General features: G+C 61.9%; 14 protein-coding genes. 13 read left to right on the top strand and 1 reads right to left on the bottom strand.

What is annotated here, in order from left to right:
* Positions 1 to 114: 114 nt before the first annotated feature.
* The 9 genes from ABIA30_RS20075 (at position 115) to ABIA30_RS20035 (ending at position 10810) form a co-directional block, all read left to right on the top strand.
* Positions 115 to 360, top strand: coding sequence for an acyl carrier protein (locus ABIA30_RS20075; protein WP_370068554.1), 246 nt, complete (start codon positions 115 to 117; stop codon positions 358 to 360).
* Between the two features lie 17 nt (positions 361 to 377).
* The gene (locus ABIA30_RS20070; protein ID WP_370068552.1) at positions 378 to 1367 is read left to right on the top strand and encodes an acyl-CoA desaturase; all 990 of its coding nucleotides are present in this window, start codon (positions 378 to 380) and stop codon (positions 1365 to 1367) included.
* Positions 1357 to 3015, top strand: a complete 1659-nt coding sequence (locus tag ABIA30_RS20065) for an AMP-binding protein (protein ID WP_370068550.1) — start codon at positions 1357 to 1359, stop codon at positions 3013 to 3015. Before ABIA30_RS20070 ends, ABIA30_RS20065 begins: the two co-directional genes overlap by 11 nt.
* 18 nt (positions 3016 to 3033) lie before the next feature.
* On the top strand, positions 3034 to 4092 hold the full coding sequence (locus ABIA30_RS20060; RefSeq protein ID WP_370068548.1) for an SDR family oxidoreductase: 1059 nt from the start codon (positions 3034 to 3036) through the stop codon (positions 4090 to 4092).
* Positions 4093 to 4128: 36 nt separating this feature from the next.
* Positions 4129 to 5001 (top strand): class I SAM-dependent methyltransferase, encoded by an 873-nt coding sequence (locus ABIA30_RS20055; RefSeq protein ID WP_370068546.1) that lies wholly within the window; start codon positions 4129 to 4131, stop codon positions 4999 to 5001.
* A 5-nt stretch (positions 5002 to 5006) separates the two neighbouring features.
* Positions 5007 to 6398 carry an NAD(P)/FAD-dependent oxidoreductase gene (locus ABIA30_RS20050; protein WP_370068544.1) on the top strand — a complete coding sequence of 464 codons (1392 nt, stop codon included), beginning with the start codon at positions 5007 to 5009 and terminating at the stop codon, positions 6396 to 6398.
* On the top strand, positions 6395 to 7462 hold the full coding sequence (locus ABIA30_RS20045) for a diacylglycerol kinase (protein WP_370068542.1): 1068 nt from the start codon (positions 6395 to 6397) through the stop codon (positions 7460 to 7462). Before ABIA30_RS20050 ends, ABIA30_RS20045 begins: the two co-directional genes overlap by 4 nt.
* 244 nt (positions 7463 to 7706) lie before the next feature.
* Positions 7707 to 8474 (top strand): ABC transporter ATP-binding protein, encoded by a 768-nt coding sequence (locus tag ABIA30_RS20040; RefSeq protein ID WP_370068540.1) that lies wholly within the window; start codon positions 7707 to 7709, stop codon positions 8472 to 8474.
* A complete protein-coding gene (locus ABIA30_RS20035) occupies positions 8471 to 10810 on the top strand; it encodes an FtsX-like permease family protein (protein ID WP_370068538.1) in 2340 nt (779 codons plus the stop codon). Before ABIA30_RS20040 ends, ABIA30_RS20035 begins: the two co-directional genes overlap by 4 nt.
* A 132-nt stretch (positions 10811 to 10942) precedes the next feature.
* On the opposite strand, the gene ABIA30_RS20030 is transcribed toward ABIA30_RS20035, so the two are convergent.
* The gene (locus ABIA30_RS20030; RefSeq protein ID WP_370068633.1) at positions 10943 to 11932 is read right to left on the bottom strand and encodes a ParB N-terminal domain-containing protein; all 990 of its coding nucleotides are present in this window, start codon (positions 11930 to 11932) and stop codon (positions 10943 to 10945) included.
* A 540-nt stretch (positions 11933 to 12472) separates the two neighbouring features.
* Between ABIA30_RS20030 and ABIA30_RS20025 the strand changes: the two genes are divergently transcribed.
* The 4 genes from ABIA30_RS20025 to ABIA30_RS20010 all read left to right on the top strand — a co-directional run bounded on the left by ABIA30_RS20025 (position 12473) and on the right by ABIA30_RS20010 (position 15341).
* Positions 12473 to 13156, top strand: a complete 684-nt coding sequence (locus tag ABIA30_RS20025) for a hypothetical protein (RefSeq protein WP_370068537.1) — start codon at positions 12473 to 12475, stop codon at positions 13154 to 13156.
* Complete coding sequence (locus ABIA30_RS20020; protein WP_370068535.1) at positions 13153 to 13557, top strand: hypothetical protein; 405 nt, start codon at positions 13153 to 13155, stop codon at positions 13555 to 13557. The genes ABIA30_RS20025 and ABIA30_RS20020 overlap by 4 nt, the downstream gene beginning before the upstream one ends.
* Positions 13558 to 13631: 74 nt before the next feature.
* Positions 13632 to 14123 (top strand): hypothetical protein, encoded by a 492-nt coding sequence (locus ABIA30_RS20015; protein WP_370068533.1) that lies wholly within the window; start codon positions 13632 to 13634, stop codon positions 14121 to 14123.
* A 51-nt stretch (positions 14124 to 14174) separates the two neighbouring features.
* Positions 14175 to 15341, top strand: coding sequence for a DUF6545 domain-containing protein (locus ABIA30_RS20010; protein WP_370068531.1), 1167 nt, complete (start codon positions 14175 to 14177; stop codon positions 15339 to 15341).
* Positions 15342 to 15417: the final 76 nt, after the last annotated feature.

Here is a 15417-nt window from a genome sequence, read left to right as displayed (position 1 = left end):
AGTCTGTTTCGCCCCAGAGTTGCGCGGGTGAAGCAGTGATCGAGTCCTGCGCACTGAGCGCCCAATGGATTTGGAAGGAAACAGAACGCCGTGAACCCAATCACAGTTGATGAAGTGTCGTCGCTGGTGAAGCACGCGATGCGTGGTCGGCGCGCTCACGAAGTCGTCGTCGAGGAGCATACTCAGCTCGGCGACCTGGGCCTGTCGAGTCTGCAGATCGCCGAGATCGTCTTCTCGCTGGAGGACAGTCGCGGAGTCGAGTTCGATCCGGCGCGGGCCGCAGATGCCAAGACTGTCGGGCAGCTCATCGCATTGGGCAACGCCGCCCTCGCCTTGCCGGCTGGGCCGGTAGCGCTGTAGAGGGAGAGGAAGTCGACATGGACGGGCGAGAACACTACGGTTTCATCCTGGCGTCCTCAATTTTGCCGCTGCTGGGCGTCGTGGTTGCCGGCGCACTGTTGTGGAACCGCGGATTGGGCATGTCAGATGTCGTCGCGTTCGCGGTGATGTATGTCATTGCCGGCCTGGGCGTTTCGATCGGATATCACCGCCTGCTGACGCATCGATCGTTCAAAACCAATCGCGCTGTGAAAATCATTTTCGCCTCAGCAGGCTCGATGGCTGGGCAGGGTCCGGCGCTGATCTGGACATCTCACCATCGCCGTCATCACCGAGTCGCCGATAAACCGGGCGACCCGCACAGCCCCTACGTCGGGCAGCATCCCGGCATTCGCGGTGGCCTGAAAGGTCTGTGGCACGCCCACCTGGGCTGGCTCTTCGATTCTGAACTGACGTCGGATCCGATTCGATACTGTCCGGATCTGGCACGTGACAAGGACATTCGTGTCATCTCACGATACTTCCTGGTTTTTGTGGTGGCCGGAATCGTATTGCCGGGCCTCATCGGATTCAGCATTGGGCACACCTGGCAGTCGTTTGCCACGGGAGCCCTGTGGGGCGGACTGGTCCGGTTCTTTGTCAATAACCACGTGACCTACGCGATCAATTCGATCGGGCACTACTTGGGGCGCCGTCGATTCGACACTCCTGACGAGTCACGCAATGTCGCCTGGCTCTCGGTACTGTCGTTCGGCGAATCCTGGCACAACAATCACCACGCGTTTCCCAAGTCGGCATTTCACGGATTTCGTTGGTGGGAAATTGATCTGAGCGCCCTCACTATTCGCGCGCTGGAGGCGTCCGGCCTGGCCTGGGATGTGGTGCGGATCGCGCCCGAACGCATCGCGCAGCGCGCAGAAGGGCTGACCCGAGTCGGGGGCGGCAGAACAGCACCCTCATCGCCGCCACGACCGCTCGCGGAGCTGCGATACGGCACTGCCTCGGCGGGACTCGCCGATGTCGAATAGCGGTCCCGTGTGGGGCCTCTGGGACCGGATCGCCGAGCCACGCCGACGCGGGTCATCACTGCATTGCTGGGCCGGCGGTCACTACGACACGACGCCATGGGTCAAGGTCGTTACTGACAGTGAGCGCACGACGGCGGGCTTACGTCGGCTCGGTGTCGAGCCAGGAGCGAGGGTGGCCGCCGTGCTGACCAACGATGCCCTTGCGGTCAGGGGCCTGCTCGGAGTCTGGCTCGCCGGCGGGGCGCTGGCCTCCTTACCGACCCCCGCTCGCGGCATGGACGCGGCTGAATATTTCGGCCATCTCCGAACTATCTGCCAACAACTCGACCCTGTGGCTGTCCTGGTGGACGGACAGATTCTCGGCGCAATCCCAGAAGCGTTACAGGCCGGGTTCCGTTTTCACAGCTGGGATTCGGTGATCGACAGTGGGCGCATTTCTCCTGAGCCTCCCGATGACCACGAGGTGGCCTTCATCCAATACTCCTCGGGTAGTACCGGCGCTCCGAAGGGCTGCATGCTCACCCCCCGGGCAATCGCCGCCCAGATTGACATCTTGACTTCGATGATCGCGGCGAGGCCAAGCCATGAAGTGGTCGCCACCTGGACCCCGCTGTCGCACGACATGGGGTTGTTCGGGAGCCTTCTCCTCACGTTGACGAACGACATGGAGTACTTCATGTCCACGCCGCAACGCTTTATCGGCGCGCCGGCAAGCTGGTTCGCCGACATCGCGCAGTGTGGGGCAACGGCGAGCGCCGGCACTAGCACCAGTCTGTACCTGGCCGCGCGGGCGACGGCCCGCTCGACCGCAATCGCCCACGACGGGCTGACCACGTTGCGCAACTGCATCATCGGTGCCGAACGGGTCGACTGGCAAACCGTGGCATATGCACAGGCCTCCTTGGGGAAACTCGGGCTACGACCGGAGGCCATGATGCCCGCCTACGGATTGGCGGAAGCGACCCTCGCGGTCTCGGCGGTGCCGTGCACCGAGCGCCCTCGCCGCCTCGCCCTCGATGCCGCGGCGCTCGCCGCGGGCGAGTTCAAGGAAGCGGCGCCAGATGACCCCGAAGCATCGTCGATTGTCAGCGCGGGACCACCCTGCAGCGGTGTCACGCTTCCGACGATGACCGAAGACACGGTCAGCGAGGTCACCGTTCGCACACCGAGCCTGGCCCGCGGATATTGGGCCGATCCGGTAGCCACACAACAGAAATTCCGTGACGGCTCCGTCCGATCGGGGGACCTGGGCATCGTGCACCAGGGCGAGCTGTATCCGATTGGCCGGGTTGACGACGTCATATCGATCGCCGGCCGGAAAGTCCACGCCCAGGAGGTCGAGCAGGCAGTTGAGCGGCTCGACGGTTTACGGCCCGGGTGTTCCACCTTGATTGCCAGCGGTACCGGCCGCACCCAACGGATGTCGCTGCTCATCGAACCACGCACGGCAGTCGACGATTACAAGGACCTCGCCGACGCGGCGGCGGCGACGGCGATGGCTAAAGCAGCAATTCCCGTCGACGAATGCGTCATCTTGGAACGTGGAAGCCTACCAAAAACACCCAGCGGCAAGGTTCAACGACACCGCTGCCGATCGCTCTATGAGGCCGGAAAACTCGTACCACTAGCCATAATTCGCTTTCCCTGAGTGAATGACACCACCGACATGCCAAAGCGAACCATCCTTGTGACCGGACCCAGCGGCGTCGTGGGACGCGCCATTGTTGCCGAGTTGAGCGACCACCACGTGATCGGCCTCCTGCACGACGACGATGAAGGCATCGCGGTCAACGAATCGATCCGCGGTGATATCCGAACGCATCGTCTCGGACTTGACGACCGGTCATGGCATAGCCTGGCCGATCGCGTCGACATCATCATCCACAGTGCAGCGCTGACCACCTGGGGCCTGTCCCCGGCGTCCTACACAGCCGTCAATGTCGAAGGGACACAGCGCGTTGTCGACTTCGCGCAGCGCGCCAATGCACCCATCCACTTGATCAGCAGCTGCTTCGTGCACGCACTCGAGCGACCGGACGCCCGGTGGCGACCGGGCAACATCGTCATTCCTTATGTCCGGTCCAAGTGGCAAGCCGAACAGCTGGTGTCGGCAGCCACGGTGCCCAGCTCCGTCTACCGGCTGACCAACGTCATAGGCGACTCCACAACCGGCGCGTCCCGTCGACCACAGATCGTGCATCAGATCTCGCAGTGGATCTGCCGCGGCAAGGCGCCGTACTTGCCTGCCCACCCCGGCAACCGGGTCGATGTCATACCGCTCGACATCGCTGCGAGGGCCATCAGCGACGCCGTGCGGGCCGACGACCTCGGACGGCTGATGTGGCTCAGCTACGGCCCCCAGGCGATGACACTCGATGCCGCTCAACGCATCATGGTCGACCACGCTCGCGGTCTGGGGCGCGACATCGGTCTAGTGGCCGTCGTGAACCCGGACGCCCCGCTACCGATACCGCTGGAGCAGATTCCCCGCTTATCGCGCCAGTACCTTCAAGTTCTCATCGACGTCAGCGAGGTCACCCGAGCGTGCGGCGGTGAGCTTCCCAGCACCCTGGCCGAATTCTGTGGTAGCCATGGCATTTCGGTCATCCGCGACACCGACGCCCTTCGAGTCACCTTGCGGTACTGGGCGTTGAAAGCCCGATACGACGGTTCGCCGCCCGAGCACCGTGATGACGCCAGGCCCCGATCGCGAACCACGGTATGAACACACACCTTGACCCGAATATGAAGGAGAGCTGACATGACGCAAACCCCGACATATGAAGGGGCATCGCCGCAAGCGATCCAACACCACTACGACGTCGGCAACGCCTTCTATGCACTGTGGCTCGATCCCAGCCTGTGCTATTCGAGCGCGTTGTGGGAAGGCCAGAACGACGAGCTCCTGGCCGCACAGAATCGGAAACTGGACTACATCGCGGCCGGCGCCAAGGCACACCGCACGCGGTCTGTCCTCGACATCGGCTGCGGGTGGGGCGCCATGCTGCGGCGACTCACCGAAAACCATGGAGTCACGCACGCCGTAGGTCTGACCCTCAGCGAGGCACAAGCACGTCACATCAATCGCTCACCACACCCACAAATCGATGTGTACGTCGAAAACTGGATCGACCACCGGCCCGTGACCGGTTACGACGCCATCGTATCGATCGGCGCCTTCGAACACTTTGCCGACATGGGTATGACCCGCAGGTCGCGGATTTGTGCCTATCGCGAGTTCTTCGAACGCTGCGCACTGTGGCTACCTGTGGGCGGCCGACTCGCGCTGGAGACCACAACCAAGGGCAACAACACGCGGCTGAGCCGCACCACGGTGCGGGACCTGCTGTTCATGATCGACGAGATTTTCCCTGAGTCCGAAATCCCTTGGTTGTCAGAGATCATCGAAGCCAGCGAGCGATTGTTCGAACCCATCACGGTCGTCAACCGCCCCCACGACTACGCCCGCACCTGCCGGGAGTGGCATCGCCGGCTGCGCGAACGGCGCTCTGCGGCTGAGGATCTGGTGGGCATCGATACCGTACGAAGTTATGCACGCTATCTGACCGCGGCGGCCGATGCGTTGGACAACCATCACCTCGGACTGGCCTGGCTGGTCCTCGAAAAGAGCTGACCGCCATGACGACCGCCCGGCGCATGATGTTGAACCAGGGCCACAGCGCTAGGTTCGCCTCTGCGCGACATGAGATCTATTGGCGTGAAACCGAACCCGTCACGCGCGGCACACCGCTGCGTCATGACGTGAGTTGCGATGTGTGTGTGATCGGGGCCGGATACACAGGTCTGTGGACTGCATACTTTCTCAAGGCCGCAGAGCCCACGCTAGACATCCACATCGTCGAGGCGGATTACGCGGGCGCCGGCGCATCGGGACACAACGACGGCTTCGTCACCCCGACCATCGGACACAATCTCAGCACGCTGGTCCGCCGGTTCGGCGAAGAGGAAGCGAGGCTGGCCTACGCGGTGGTCGGACGATCCATCCTTGAGATTTCCCGCTTCTGCCATAAGCACAGTGTGCACGCGGACTACGACACCAGCGGCTATCTGCAGGTCGCTACCGATAAGGCACAGCTCGCCCGGCTCAGAGCTGACTTGGACACCGCCGCGCGAATGGGTTCGGGTACACGCCTGGAACTGCTGGAGGGCGATCGGCTCCGAGACACGCTCGACTCTCCGAACATTATGGCCGCCGTCAGAGGCGGGGGCGCCCTGGTCAACCCGCATCGGTTGGCGCGAGGATTGGCTCGGGTGGTCCGCGAACAGGGCGTGCAGATCCACGAGCGCACTCCGGCAACGGGATTCCATCAACAACCGGGCGGCGTGCGTGTCGACACGCCGCTCGCGCGGCTCACTGCCACCAAGGTGGTCTTGGCAACCAATGCCTACCAACATATTTCGGCGAGTTCGCGCAGGAACATCGCGCCGGTGTGGAGTTACGCCGCTGTCACTGAACCGCTTTCGGATCAGCAGCTCAGCCAGGTCACCTGGCCCGGGCGAGAAGGCTTCGTCGAAGCGAAGGACATCATCGTCTTTGGCCGCTTAACTGCCGAAAACCGTCTCCTCATCGGGGGCGGCCCGGTGAGGTATCACTATCGCGGCGACATGGATGTGGCCGACCACATCTACAACCCTGCCGCCACCCGCGTATTGAGAGCCGCCCTCAACCGCTATTTCCCGTGTTGGCACGACGTCCAGTTCAGCCACACCTATGGCGGATGTATCGCGATGACCCGGCACCTCGTGCCCCACGTCGGCAACCTGGGTGACAACGTGTTCTACGGATATGGCTACTGCGGCAACGGCATTGCCCTCACGCACACCACCGGCAAGGTCCTTCGTGACCTCATTCTGGGTCGCGAATCGACCTACACCAATCTCTTGTTCGTCAACCAGAAGCAACCATCGTTCCCCCGAGAACCGCTGACGTATCTCGCGGCCAAAGGCATATCCGCGGTGTTGTCCGCGCGCGATCGTATTCCGATGCCGCCTAGGAAGGGACTGCTATGAAATATCGTGTGGTGCAATGGAGTACCGGAAATGTCGGCAAACGCGCGCTCCGCTCCATACTGAGCCGACCCGATCTGGACCTTGTCGGCGTTTGGGTATCCAGCGCGGCAAAAGCAGGCAGAGACGCCGGCGAACTGGCCGGACTCGACGATAACGTCGGCGTGTTGGCCACCACCGACGCGGCGGCGCTGTTGTCCCTGCACCCTGACTGCATCGTCTACACCGCGATGGCCGACGATCGGCTTGAGGACGCCATCGAAGACCTCAAACTGTTCCTGGCCGCCGGTATCAACGTGGTGTCGTGCAGTCCGACCTTCCTGCAGTACCCCCACGGGACACTTCCCGCCGAAGTGATCGATCCGATCAGGGACGCGGCGCAGCTCGGGCAGGCAACACTGTGGGTGAATGGCATCGATCCCGGGTGGGCCAATGACTGGCTGCCCCTGTTGCTCAGCAGCGCGTGCGAACGCATCGATCAGATCGTGTGCTCGGAAGTGATGGACTATTCGTGCTTCGACAATCCCACGATCCTGTTCAAAGTCATGGGGTTCGGAGGGAGCATGGACGAACTGCCGTTCTTGCTCGAACCCGGTGTTCTGACGCTGGCGTGGGGTGGGGTGGTACGCCAACTGGCGGAGGGCCTCGACATCGAACTCGACAACGTCAGCGAGTCATTCGAACGGTTGCCGGCACCCGAGGCGTTCGAGGTGAAGGGCCACACCATCGCTGAAGGCACCGCAGCAGCACTGCGGTTTCGTGTCGAAGGCATCAAGGGTGAGCGTGCAGTCATCGCTGTTGAACATGTCATGCGACTGCGTCCAGACCTCGCGCCGGATTGGCCCCAACCTACGGGCCAAGGCTGCTACCGGGTCGACGTCAAAGGAATTCCCGAGTACGCCCTGGATCTGCGGCTGTCCACCTTCGGCGACCATGCCGATGCAGTCTTCGTCGGCACGGCCGCACGACTGGTCAGTGCGGTTCCCACGGTGGTGCAGTCGATGCCCGGATGGTTGACCGCGTTGGACATGCCGCTTTTCACCGGGCGCGGGACACTCTCCGGTTAAGGTGGTTGACCGCCGCCAACGTTGGTGCGGATTAGCGGTTCGGGCATTCGCCGGCCAGGGCTGCGGCCGACCACATTTGCGTTGCACACCAACCCATTGCGGGCACCACTCATCGCGGGCCCCGCCATTCTCATCCGACGTCAGCGCTGCCGGACAGAGGCGCGCGCGCCGGCGGCAAATCGGCCCGGTGCAGTGCCGGCCTGCGTGTCTTCACACACACTCACCAAAGTGAAATAGTGAAGAAATGAGCGCAGAGTCAGATGCCCGTGACGCCATCTCGACACGCACGCCACCAGACGACGACGCAAACGCGTTGCGATTAACTGGAATTGCCAAGTCCTACGGCACGGGTGCAACGCGGGTCACCGCCCTGCACGAGCTCAACTTGGAGGTTCGAGCCGGAGAATTCGTGGTGCTATTGGGGCCATCCGGATCAGGAAAGACCACGCTACTAAACATTATCGGCGGCATCGACGAACCGTCGAGCGGCGAGATCGAAGTCAACGGAACAAATATCGTGGGTCTTGGTCGCAAGCAACGCGCGCAGTACCGTCGCGACCACGTGGGTTTTGTCTTCCAGTTCTTCAATCTGGTACCGACGTTAACCGCTCTCGAGAACGTCGAAATCATCGCGGAACTAAGCGGATTGGATGCGCGCACGCGCAGTGCCGCCGCATTGCAGCGAGTCGGGCTCGGTGACGTCGCCGACCGATTCCCCGGGCAACTGTCCGGAGGCCAGCAACAGCGGGTGGCGATCGCCCGGGCGATCGTGAAACAGCCTCCGCTGCTGCTCTGCGACGAGCCCACCGGAAGCCTCGATTTGGCTACCGGCAAGCAAGTCCTGGCCGTGCTGAGCGATCTGGCCCGGTCCAGCAAGCAGACGGTCATCATGGTCACGCACAACTCTGAGATTGGCCGTATGGCAGATCGAGTCCTGTGGTTGCACTCTGGGGCGATCAGTCGATCGGACGTGATCAAAACACCCATCGACGCCTCGGAGTTGGACTGGTGAGCCGCGCATTACGCCGCAAGGTGCGGCGCGACGTGTGGAAGGACCGCTGGCGGTTCGCGGCAATCGCCGTCGTGATTGCCATTGGCGTAGCCGTCTTTGTGGCCGCAACAGACGGGTACGCAAACCTCGATCAGTCGTTCACGAAAGTCTATGCCGCCCAACGACTGCCTGATGTATCGTTGACCGGCGCTGGGGCAGCACAGTTATCCGACGCTGCCGCCGCGCTTCCCGGCTCTCCGATCGTCCAGGTCCGCCATCAATCCGACGTCGGTATTCGCGTGAACGGGCACGCGCTCTACGGCCGCGCGATCGGAATACCCGATACCGGACAACCCGATGTCGCACTACTTGACCTGCGCACAGGTAACCTGCCGCACGCCGGCCAGCTTGTCGTCGAGCAACACATCGCCGATCATTACCGTCTCGGCGCTGGTGCCGTCGTTGAATTGCTGACAACCCACGGTTGGCGGCCGCTCACCGTGGCAGGGTCGGCAATATCGACCGAATACCTCTGGCCGGCGCGCTCCAGTCAGGAGATCATGACCACCCCTGAGGACTTCGGGGTCGTCTACATCGCGGACAGCGACCTCCAACGCACTCTGCCCCAGCCGGTCGAACAGATCATCATGTACGCGCGGGACCGCTCGCAGACCGACGCCTTGACGAAGGCCGCCGGCGACCTCGCCCAACGGCACGGATTGCAGTTCGTTGCCCGCGATCAGCAGGCGTCCTATCGCACACTGGCCGACGACGTCGCACAGTTCGGCACTCTCGCTCGGCTCCTACCTTGGCTATTTCTGTCGGCGGTGGTGCTCGCGACCTACGTGCTGCTTTCGAGAATCGTTGCGTCCCAACGCGCCATCATTGGCACGCTGATCGCCAATGGACTTTCGGCGGGAGCGGTGCGCAGGCATTACCTCGGATACGGTGTGGCGTGCTCCGCGCTGGGGGTGGTGCCGGGGTTGGTAGGGGGCTACGCCCTGGGGCGGTGGATCACGGCCAAGTACACCGACGCTCTTGCGCTGCCATTGCATGTCGCGTCATCGCATCCTGCGACGTACGTGCTCGCTGCGGTCGCTGCGGTCGCTGTGGCACTGCTGGCGGCCATAGCGCCGGCCAACGCGGCCGCCAGGATGCAACCCGCCGAGGCGATGCGTGTGGCGCCACCGATGGACCGGGGGCAACGCAGCGTCATCGAGCGGTTCATACCGGGTACGGATCGCGTGTCTGCACGTTGGCGGATGATGCTGCGGGCCATCGTCCGAAATCGGCGACGGACCGTATTCACCGTCGTGGGCGTCGCCATGGCGGTGATCTTGGTGATGGTGTTCGCCGGCATGCGGGACACCCTTCCCGGCATGGTCCATCGGCAGTTCGGTCAGATCGAGCGGCAAGACGGTGAAGTCGTCGTTTCCGGCTCGGCCGATCAGGTTGCCGGCGCGCTCCGTAGTCAGCACGTCGTGGCCGCGGCCGAGCCGTACACGTCGATCGATGTCACCGTCTCGTCGAGCAGTCACCGCTACCAAACCTTGATTGTCGCGCTCGATCCGCACACCCAGATGCACACCTTCACAGCGCAATCCGGGTCTGACCAACTCGCGGGCGACGGCGTGCTCCTTGGGCTCGGGCTACGAAATCTGTTGTCGGTTTCGCTGGGCGACCACGTTGACATTGTGATGCCACAGTCGGGCCGTCAATTCTCTGAGCGCATAGCTGGGTTCGTCGACGAACCATTCTCGCCGGTCGTTTACATCTCGACAGATCGACTGCGGGCTGACGCCGGCCCCGTGCCGGCCACCGGTGTACTCGTCAAGCTGCCTGCTGGTACCGCTGAACGAGCGATCGGCGACCGGATTGCCGCCACACCAGGCGTCGTGGCTTACCGGTCGACGACATCGCTGGCGTCGACAATGCGCAAAGCCTTTGGTCTCTACGACACGTTGGTCGGCATCATGTTGGTGTTCGCCGGGGTGATGGCGGCCGCGATGCTCTATAACGCCATGTCGGCCAACATCTCTGAGCGCCTCGGCGAACTGGGCGCCTTGCATGCGCAGGGAATGGGTGCCGGCATGCTCTCCAGATTGATCGCCGCCGAAAACTTGACTGTGGCGCTCGCCGCGATCCCGTTGGGTGTTCTCGGAGGAATCCTCTTAGCCGACCGGCTGCTTTCTACCTATCAGCGGCTCGGGTACCACCTCCGGTTGGAGATGGCGCCTAGTACGCCCCTCGTGGTGGTCTGCGGAATCGTCATCGCGGCTGTTCTCGCTCAAATACCGGCTGTACGAAGGGTTTACGGTATCGACTTGTCGCGAATCGTCAGGGAGCGTGCGATGTGAAGTGCGCCGCTGCGGGTCAGCTGATTCGGCGGAGGGCCTAACCTATCCTCATGCGCTGTACCTAAACGATGGTCTGGAGGTCGAACTACCGGTGCGCGGGTAACCCCCGAACGCTTCTTCCGCGGCCCCGAGTCATCGCGTTGTCCTGTCGACTGTGATTTTCTTCGTCGGTCCCGTGGGGCTCGAAACGGGCTCATAATCCCCGAGGTCTTCGGCGATTTTTGCCCAATTGGCCGAACAACGGCTGGCCAGTTCCACCATGTGCTGCACACAATGCTGGGGAACCGACTCGGCGATCCTTCTTGCGTCAATGCTGTTGACCGCGTGAAGGTGCAGCCACCGAAGGATTTCGCGACCCGCTGTGCTCATACGAAGCGCCGGGTCACTCGATAGCACCAGTAACACCGGGCTGACATCGACCGACTCGTGCGCCCGGTCATCGGTGCTCGATGATGGCTTGATTCGGTGTGGCACGCGGTCGCGTTTGTCCTTGCGGGCAGGCACCGGATCGTCTCCGCGACTGAGCCGGGCGCGGACGTCGCGGACCGTGCCGGGCGATATTCCCGCGGCTTGAGCGATTTCTCGCAGCGATGCGTCGGGTTTTTCGGTGATCAGTTCAGCGGCGAATCTGCGTCCGGCCGACGCATCCAGCGGACGGGTGCGTCCGTCAAGCCCCAGACGTCTGTTCAACTGTTGAGGATCAGCAGTTGCACTGCGCAGGTCGGCAATTGTCTTCGCACACAGGCCGGTTGATCTCGCGATGCCCCGATCTGACAGCGTGGGACTGGTCTGGAGGATCCGAGCAGCGGCAGCCCGACGGTCGCCGAGTGACAGCGGCAGACCGTGCTGAACGTTCGCCTCCACGGATGCGATGAACGCCTCGTCATCGGTCCCATCGACAAAGATCGCGTCTATCTCTGTCATCTGTTTGCGTATCGCCGCCTCGACTCGATGAAAGCCGTCGAGGACCCGCATGGTAGGTCGGTGAACCAGAATCGGCGGTAAAGGCCACTCGGACTCCACCAACCGCTGAATATGGGCCGGATCCTCACCCTCTGACCTGGGCGAACCTTCGCGGACAAGAGCGGCGATGTCAACGTTGGTACTGCGGTTGCGGTCCATTTGGCCCCAGCCGGTCACCGCTGGCGGTGCTACCCCCGACCGCGGACCCGACTTACGTGCCTCTTCGACGGTTGAGTGAGCAGGTATAACCCCGATCGCGTCTATCCCAAGTTTCACGTCGCAACGGTCCCTTCAGGGATCTGTCCACACCCGAGCGAGCAGTCAGCTCGCGAGAGAATTTGGGCCGGTAGGCCGCGCGCGACACGCGATGCGTAGAAACCTGCCCCCATCCCCCGTACAGACGAAATTAGTCAAGCCAAGAAAAAATTACAAGCAAAGTACGAACTAATTATCTAGTTGGGCGAGATTTCGATCGACCACGACCGCCCCCTGGCCGCGGACCGACGGCCCACCGCAAGCCGAGCGCTCATCCTGAAATTCCCTGCACAGCTAGGCATTTTGCCTGGCAACCGCTCGCATTGCCAAATTGATGTAGCGCTCCGCGCATCGCCAAATACGTACGATCCGAACTAATATTTCACGTCCGTTAATTTTAGTTATTTTATCTCTGCTTGTGACAGAACTGCTAGGCTGACCGCGGTGATCGCACACGCACAACACTTCGCGACAAAGGTCACCGAGCGACGCAGAAAGCTCGGTATGACCTTCCTTGACGTCAACCACAACGGCGGACCCAGCGCGCCCACGGTGGCCAAGGCCGAGGCCGGCGAACTCGACGATCCGCGGCCGAGCACACTGTCCAAGTTCGATGCGGGTCTGCGGTGGCTCCCGGGTAGCGCCGCGGGCGCTTACTGGGACGGCGACGACCCGAAACCTCGCGAAGGTGCCGGTAGGCAGACCGTACTGGCACCGACCTCCGGCACCGTTGCTCTCCCGCTCGATCAGATCCTGGGTTTGATGACCGCCCAGGGACAACTCCACGACGTCATCGACCGCCGTCAGGACGAATCGATTCCCGCCGACGAGATCCGGCCGATCGCGCGAGCACTCGACCACCACATCAGCGTCGTAGTCGGCACGTTCGTGACCGACATGCTCGAACGCAATCACAAAAGCCACAACGACGCCACCCTGCCCCTGTTGCAGTACGCATTTGCAGAACTGCTCGCACCCCCCGTCTCCGACGATGATCCCGCGCGAAGCGAGAAGCTTTACCGCCGGTGGCTTCTGGGCAACATCGACCCTCTCGATGACACACTGGTAACCGATTTCCGACGGCGATTACGCCGGCGCACGAAGCAACGGGAGGAAGGCGCCACATGACCGACAAGCCCGACGACCGCCTGACCGTAGCGGACCGAATCAACCGACTCTTTGACGTATTTCGACGACGAGACGAATCAGAGCAATCAGTCGAGGCCGTCGCGGAATCCATCAGCGCGATCATCGAGCACAAGGTGGCCCCCACATACATTCGTCAGCTCAGGTCGGATCCGACGGTCGACGCGGACCCACATGTGATGGCCGGCCTTGCCCGACACTTCGGTGTGCCCGGCGAGTATCTGACCACTTGGGGTCGACGGGCTGACGAAGTGGACAAGCAGCTGCGATTTCTCGTGGCCGCGCGCGACGCCGGCGTACGACACCTTGCCCTTCGCGGCGGCCTCGCGAACGCAACTCTTGACGACGTCGTAGGCGTACTCAAGCAGCTGCCCCCGGAGTAGAACTGCCGATACGATCGGAGTAGTCCACCGAACCTTGCGGCCAATCGCACGCACGCCGCGGAAACGAGGCTGTCGTGAGTCATGTCGACGACGGAGCTGAACGGGTCTGCAAGCTCGTGGGTCGGCTTACCATCCCCATCCCATGGAATCTGGAAATCTTTATCGAGCATCTGGCCTCGCAGCGTGCAAAGCCGATACGACTGATTCCTTCTTCCGGGCTATCGACCGCAGGCCAGCCCTGCGGAATCTGGATCGGACGGTCGGCCGACGACTTCATCGTGTACGACGACACCACGTCCAGCTATCACGCCGAGCAAATCGTACTTCACGAAATTGGCCATATGTTACTCGAACACCACGGCACCGATGCACACTTTGATGAGCACTTCTCCATTCAAGAGTTCGTTCCCGATATTGATCCAACCACCGTCTCACACATATTCGGCCGCACCGCATATGACACAGAGCAGGAGAGCCAAGCCGAGCTATTCGCCTCGTTGATAATGGCAAATTCGCGAAGGCCGTATCGCGATTCCAGGTTCTTAAGCACATTCCTACAAAGCTAGTCCCGACATCAAGCATCCACCACGCCAAATAGGGTTACCCCACTCAAACCAATGAACGCCGGAATTCCAGTCGCACTGTCAGTACCTCTGCTGGGGTTCATCTGCGCAGTCCTGGTAGCGCGGCTGGCGACCGTCAACTCAACCACGGCCGACCGACGACTCAACGTCGCGCTCATTTTCCTGTTCGTCTGTTGCCTGCTTCGGCACCGCATTGTTCAGGCCACAATAATCAATGCGTCCGGTTCGGCCATTTCGTCAGCCCTCTTGTACACGCTGAGCGAACTGGCCGTGATCCCCGCATCGGGTGCGCTGTTTCTCTTGACATACTCGTGGTTCGTCGAGCGCGAACCAAAGTACCTGGCCCGCGTAGTGCTGTTCGCCGTGACCGCGGCGGTCCTATTCACCCTGCTGTTGGAATTGAATGCTCGAGCACACAGCCCGCCGCTCGCCGTACATACAGGTTGGGCGGTGATTGCGTATTCGAGCTCACCAAAAGTGACGCTCCTGGCCCTCGTATGCCACGACTCACTGACTTATTGGTATTCGATAATGATCATGACCGCCGCCGTCCGTGAATTATGCCGACACCGAAGTCGGTCGGGAGTTGCCGTTTCCGCGGCCATGGCAGCGTTAGCGACCGGCATCTTGATACTAACCCTGAGCATATCCATCGCCACGGTTATCGCGGCGACAGGACAGCATGATCCCTACATTCGAGCCGTCGGAAGATTTGACCGATTCACGGTGGATGTGTTCACGTACGTGATTGCTGTCGTTGCATCGATACCACTAGTTAATCGTGTCCTCGAAGCCTGTCAGATCGATAAGTATTCGCTGCAGCGAAGGCGACTGCTGCCATTGTGGAAGGATCTAACGTTGGCCTGTCCGGAAACCATTTATCTGACCGGTAATGAATCCGTCAATAACCGGTCACGCTACCGACTACACCGCACGGTGATCGAAATCCGCGATTGCATCCTGATCTTGTCGCGCTATGCCGATCACCGACACGAGGCCATGCTGCGCACGATCGCCGCTGAGCCAACTCTTCGGCATGCAGCTCGTCTGGCTTTGGCCTGGTCCGCCAAGGCGCATGGGCATCCGCCCTCAAAGAACGTTGCGGCACAGCGCTTTGCCGCCGCGGAACTGTTGGACGAGACAGAAGAACTATGTCAACTCGCCGATCATTGGGATCAGGCGAAACAACTCGTTCGTTGAGACCGATCGACGCGTCCGGCCTCCGGCGCCACCGCCTCCCGGGACCAGGGCAGACGCAGGCGTTCAAGCAGGCCGT

Origin of the sequence: Mycobacterium sp. MAA66, assembly GCF_041261665.1 — a bacterium.
Lineage (GTDB): Bacteria > Actinomycetota > Actinomycetes > Mycobacteriales > Mycobacteriaceae > Mycobacterium.
The sequence above is the reverse complement of the archived record's forward strand: the minus strand, read 5'-3'. Positions and strand labels throughout refer to the sequence as shown.

Coding starts and splice junctions, on each gene's coding strand:
- ABIA30_RS20070 (WP_370068552.1), top strand. CDS start 378: ATGGACGGGCGAGAACACTACGGTTTCATCCTGGCGTCCTCAATTTTG.
- ABIA30_RS20065 (WP_370068550.1), top strand. CDS start 1,357: ATGTCGAATAGCGGTCCCGTGTGGGGCCTCTGGGACCGGATCGCCGAG.
- ABIA30_RS20060 (WP_370068548.1), top strand. CDS start 3,034: ATGCCAAAGCGAACCATCCTTGTGACCGGACCCAGCGGCGTCGTGGGA.
- ABIA30_RS20055 (WP_370068546.1), top strand. CDS start 4,129: ATGACGCAAACCCCGACATATGAAGGGGCATCGCCGCAAGCGATCCAA.
- ABIA30_RS20050 (WP_370068544.1), top strand. CDS start 5,007: ATGACGACCGCCCGGCGCATGATGTTGAACCAGGGCCACAGCGCTAGG.
- ABIA30_RS20045 (WP_370068542.1), top strand. CDS start 6,395: ATGAAATATCGTGTGGTGCAATGGAGTACCGGAAATGTCGGCAAACGC.
- ABIA30_RS20040 (WP_370068540.1), top strand. CDS start 7,707: ATGAGCGCAGAGTCAGATGCCCGTGACGCCATCTCGACACGCACGCCA.
- ABIA30_RS20030 (WP_370068633.1), bottom strand. CDS start 11,932: ATGGACCGCAACCGCAGTACCAACGTTGACATCGCCGCTCTTGTCCGC.
- ABIA30_RS20020 (WP_370068535.1), top strand. CDS start 13,153: ATGACCGACAAGCCCGACGACCGCCTGACCGTAGCGGACCGAATCAAC.
- ABIA30_RS20010 (WP_370068531.1), top strand. CDS start 14,175: ATGAACGCCGGAATTCCAGTCGCACTGTCAGTACCTCTGCTGGGGTTC.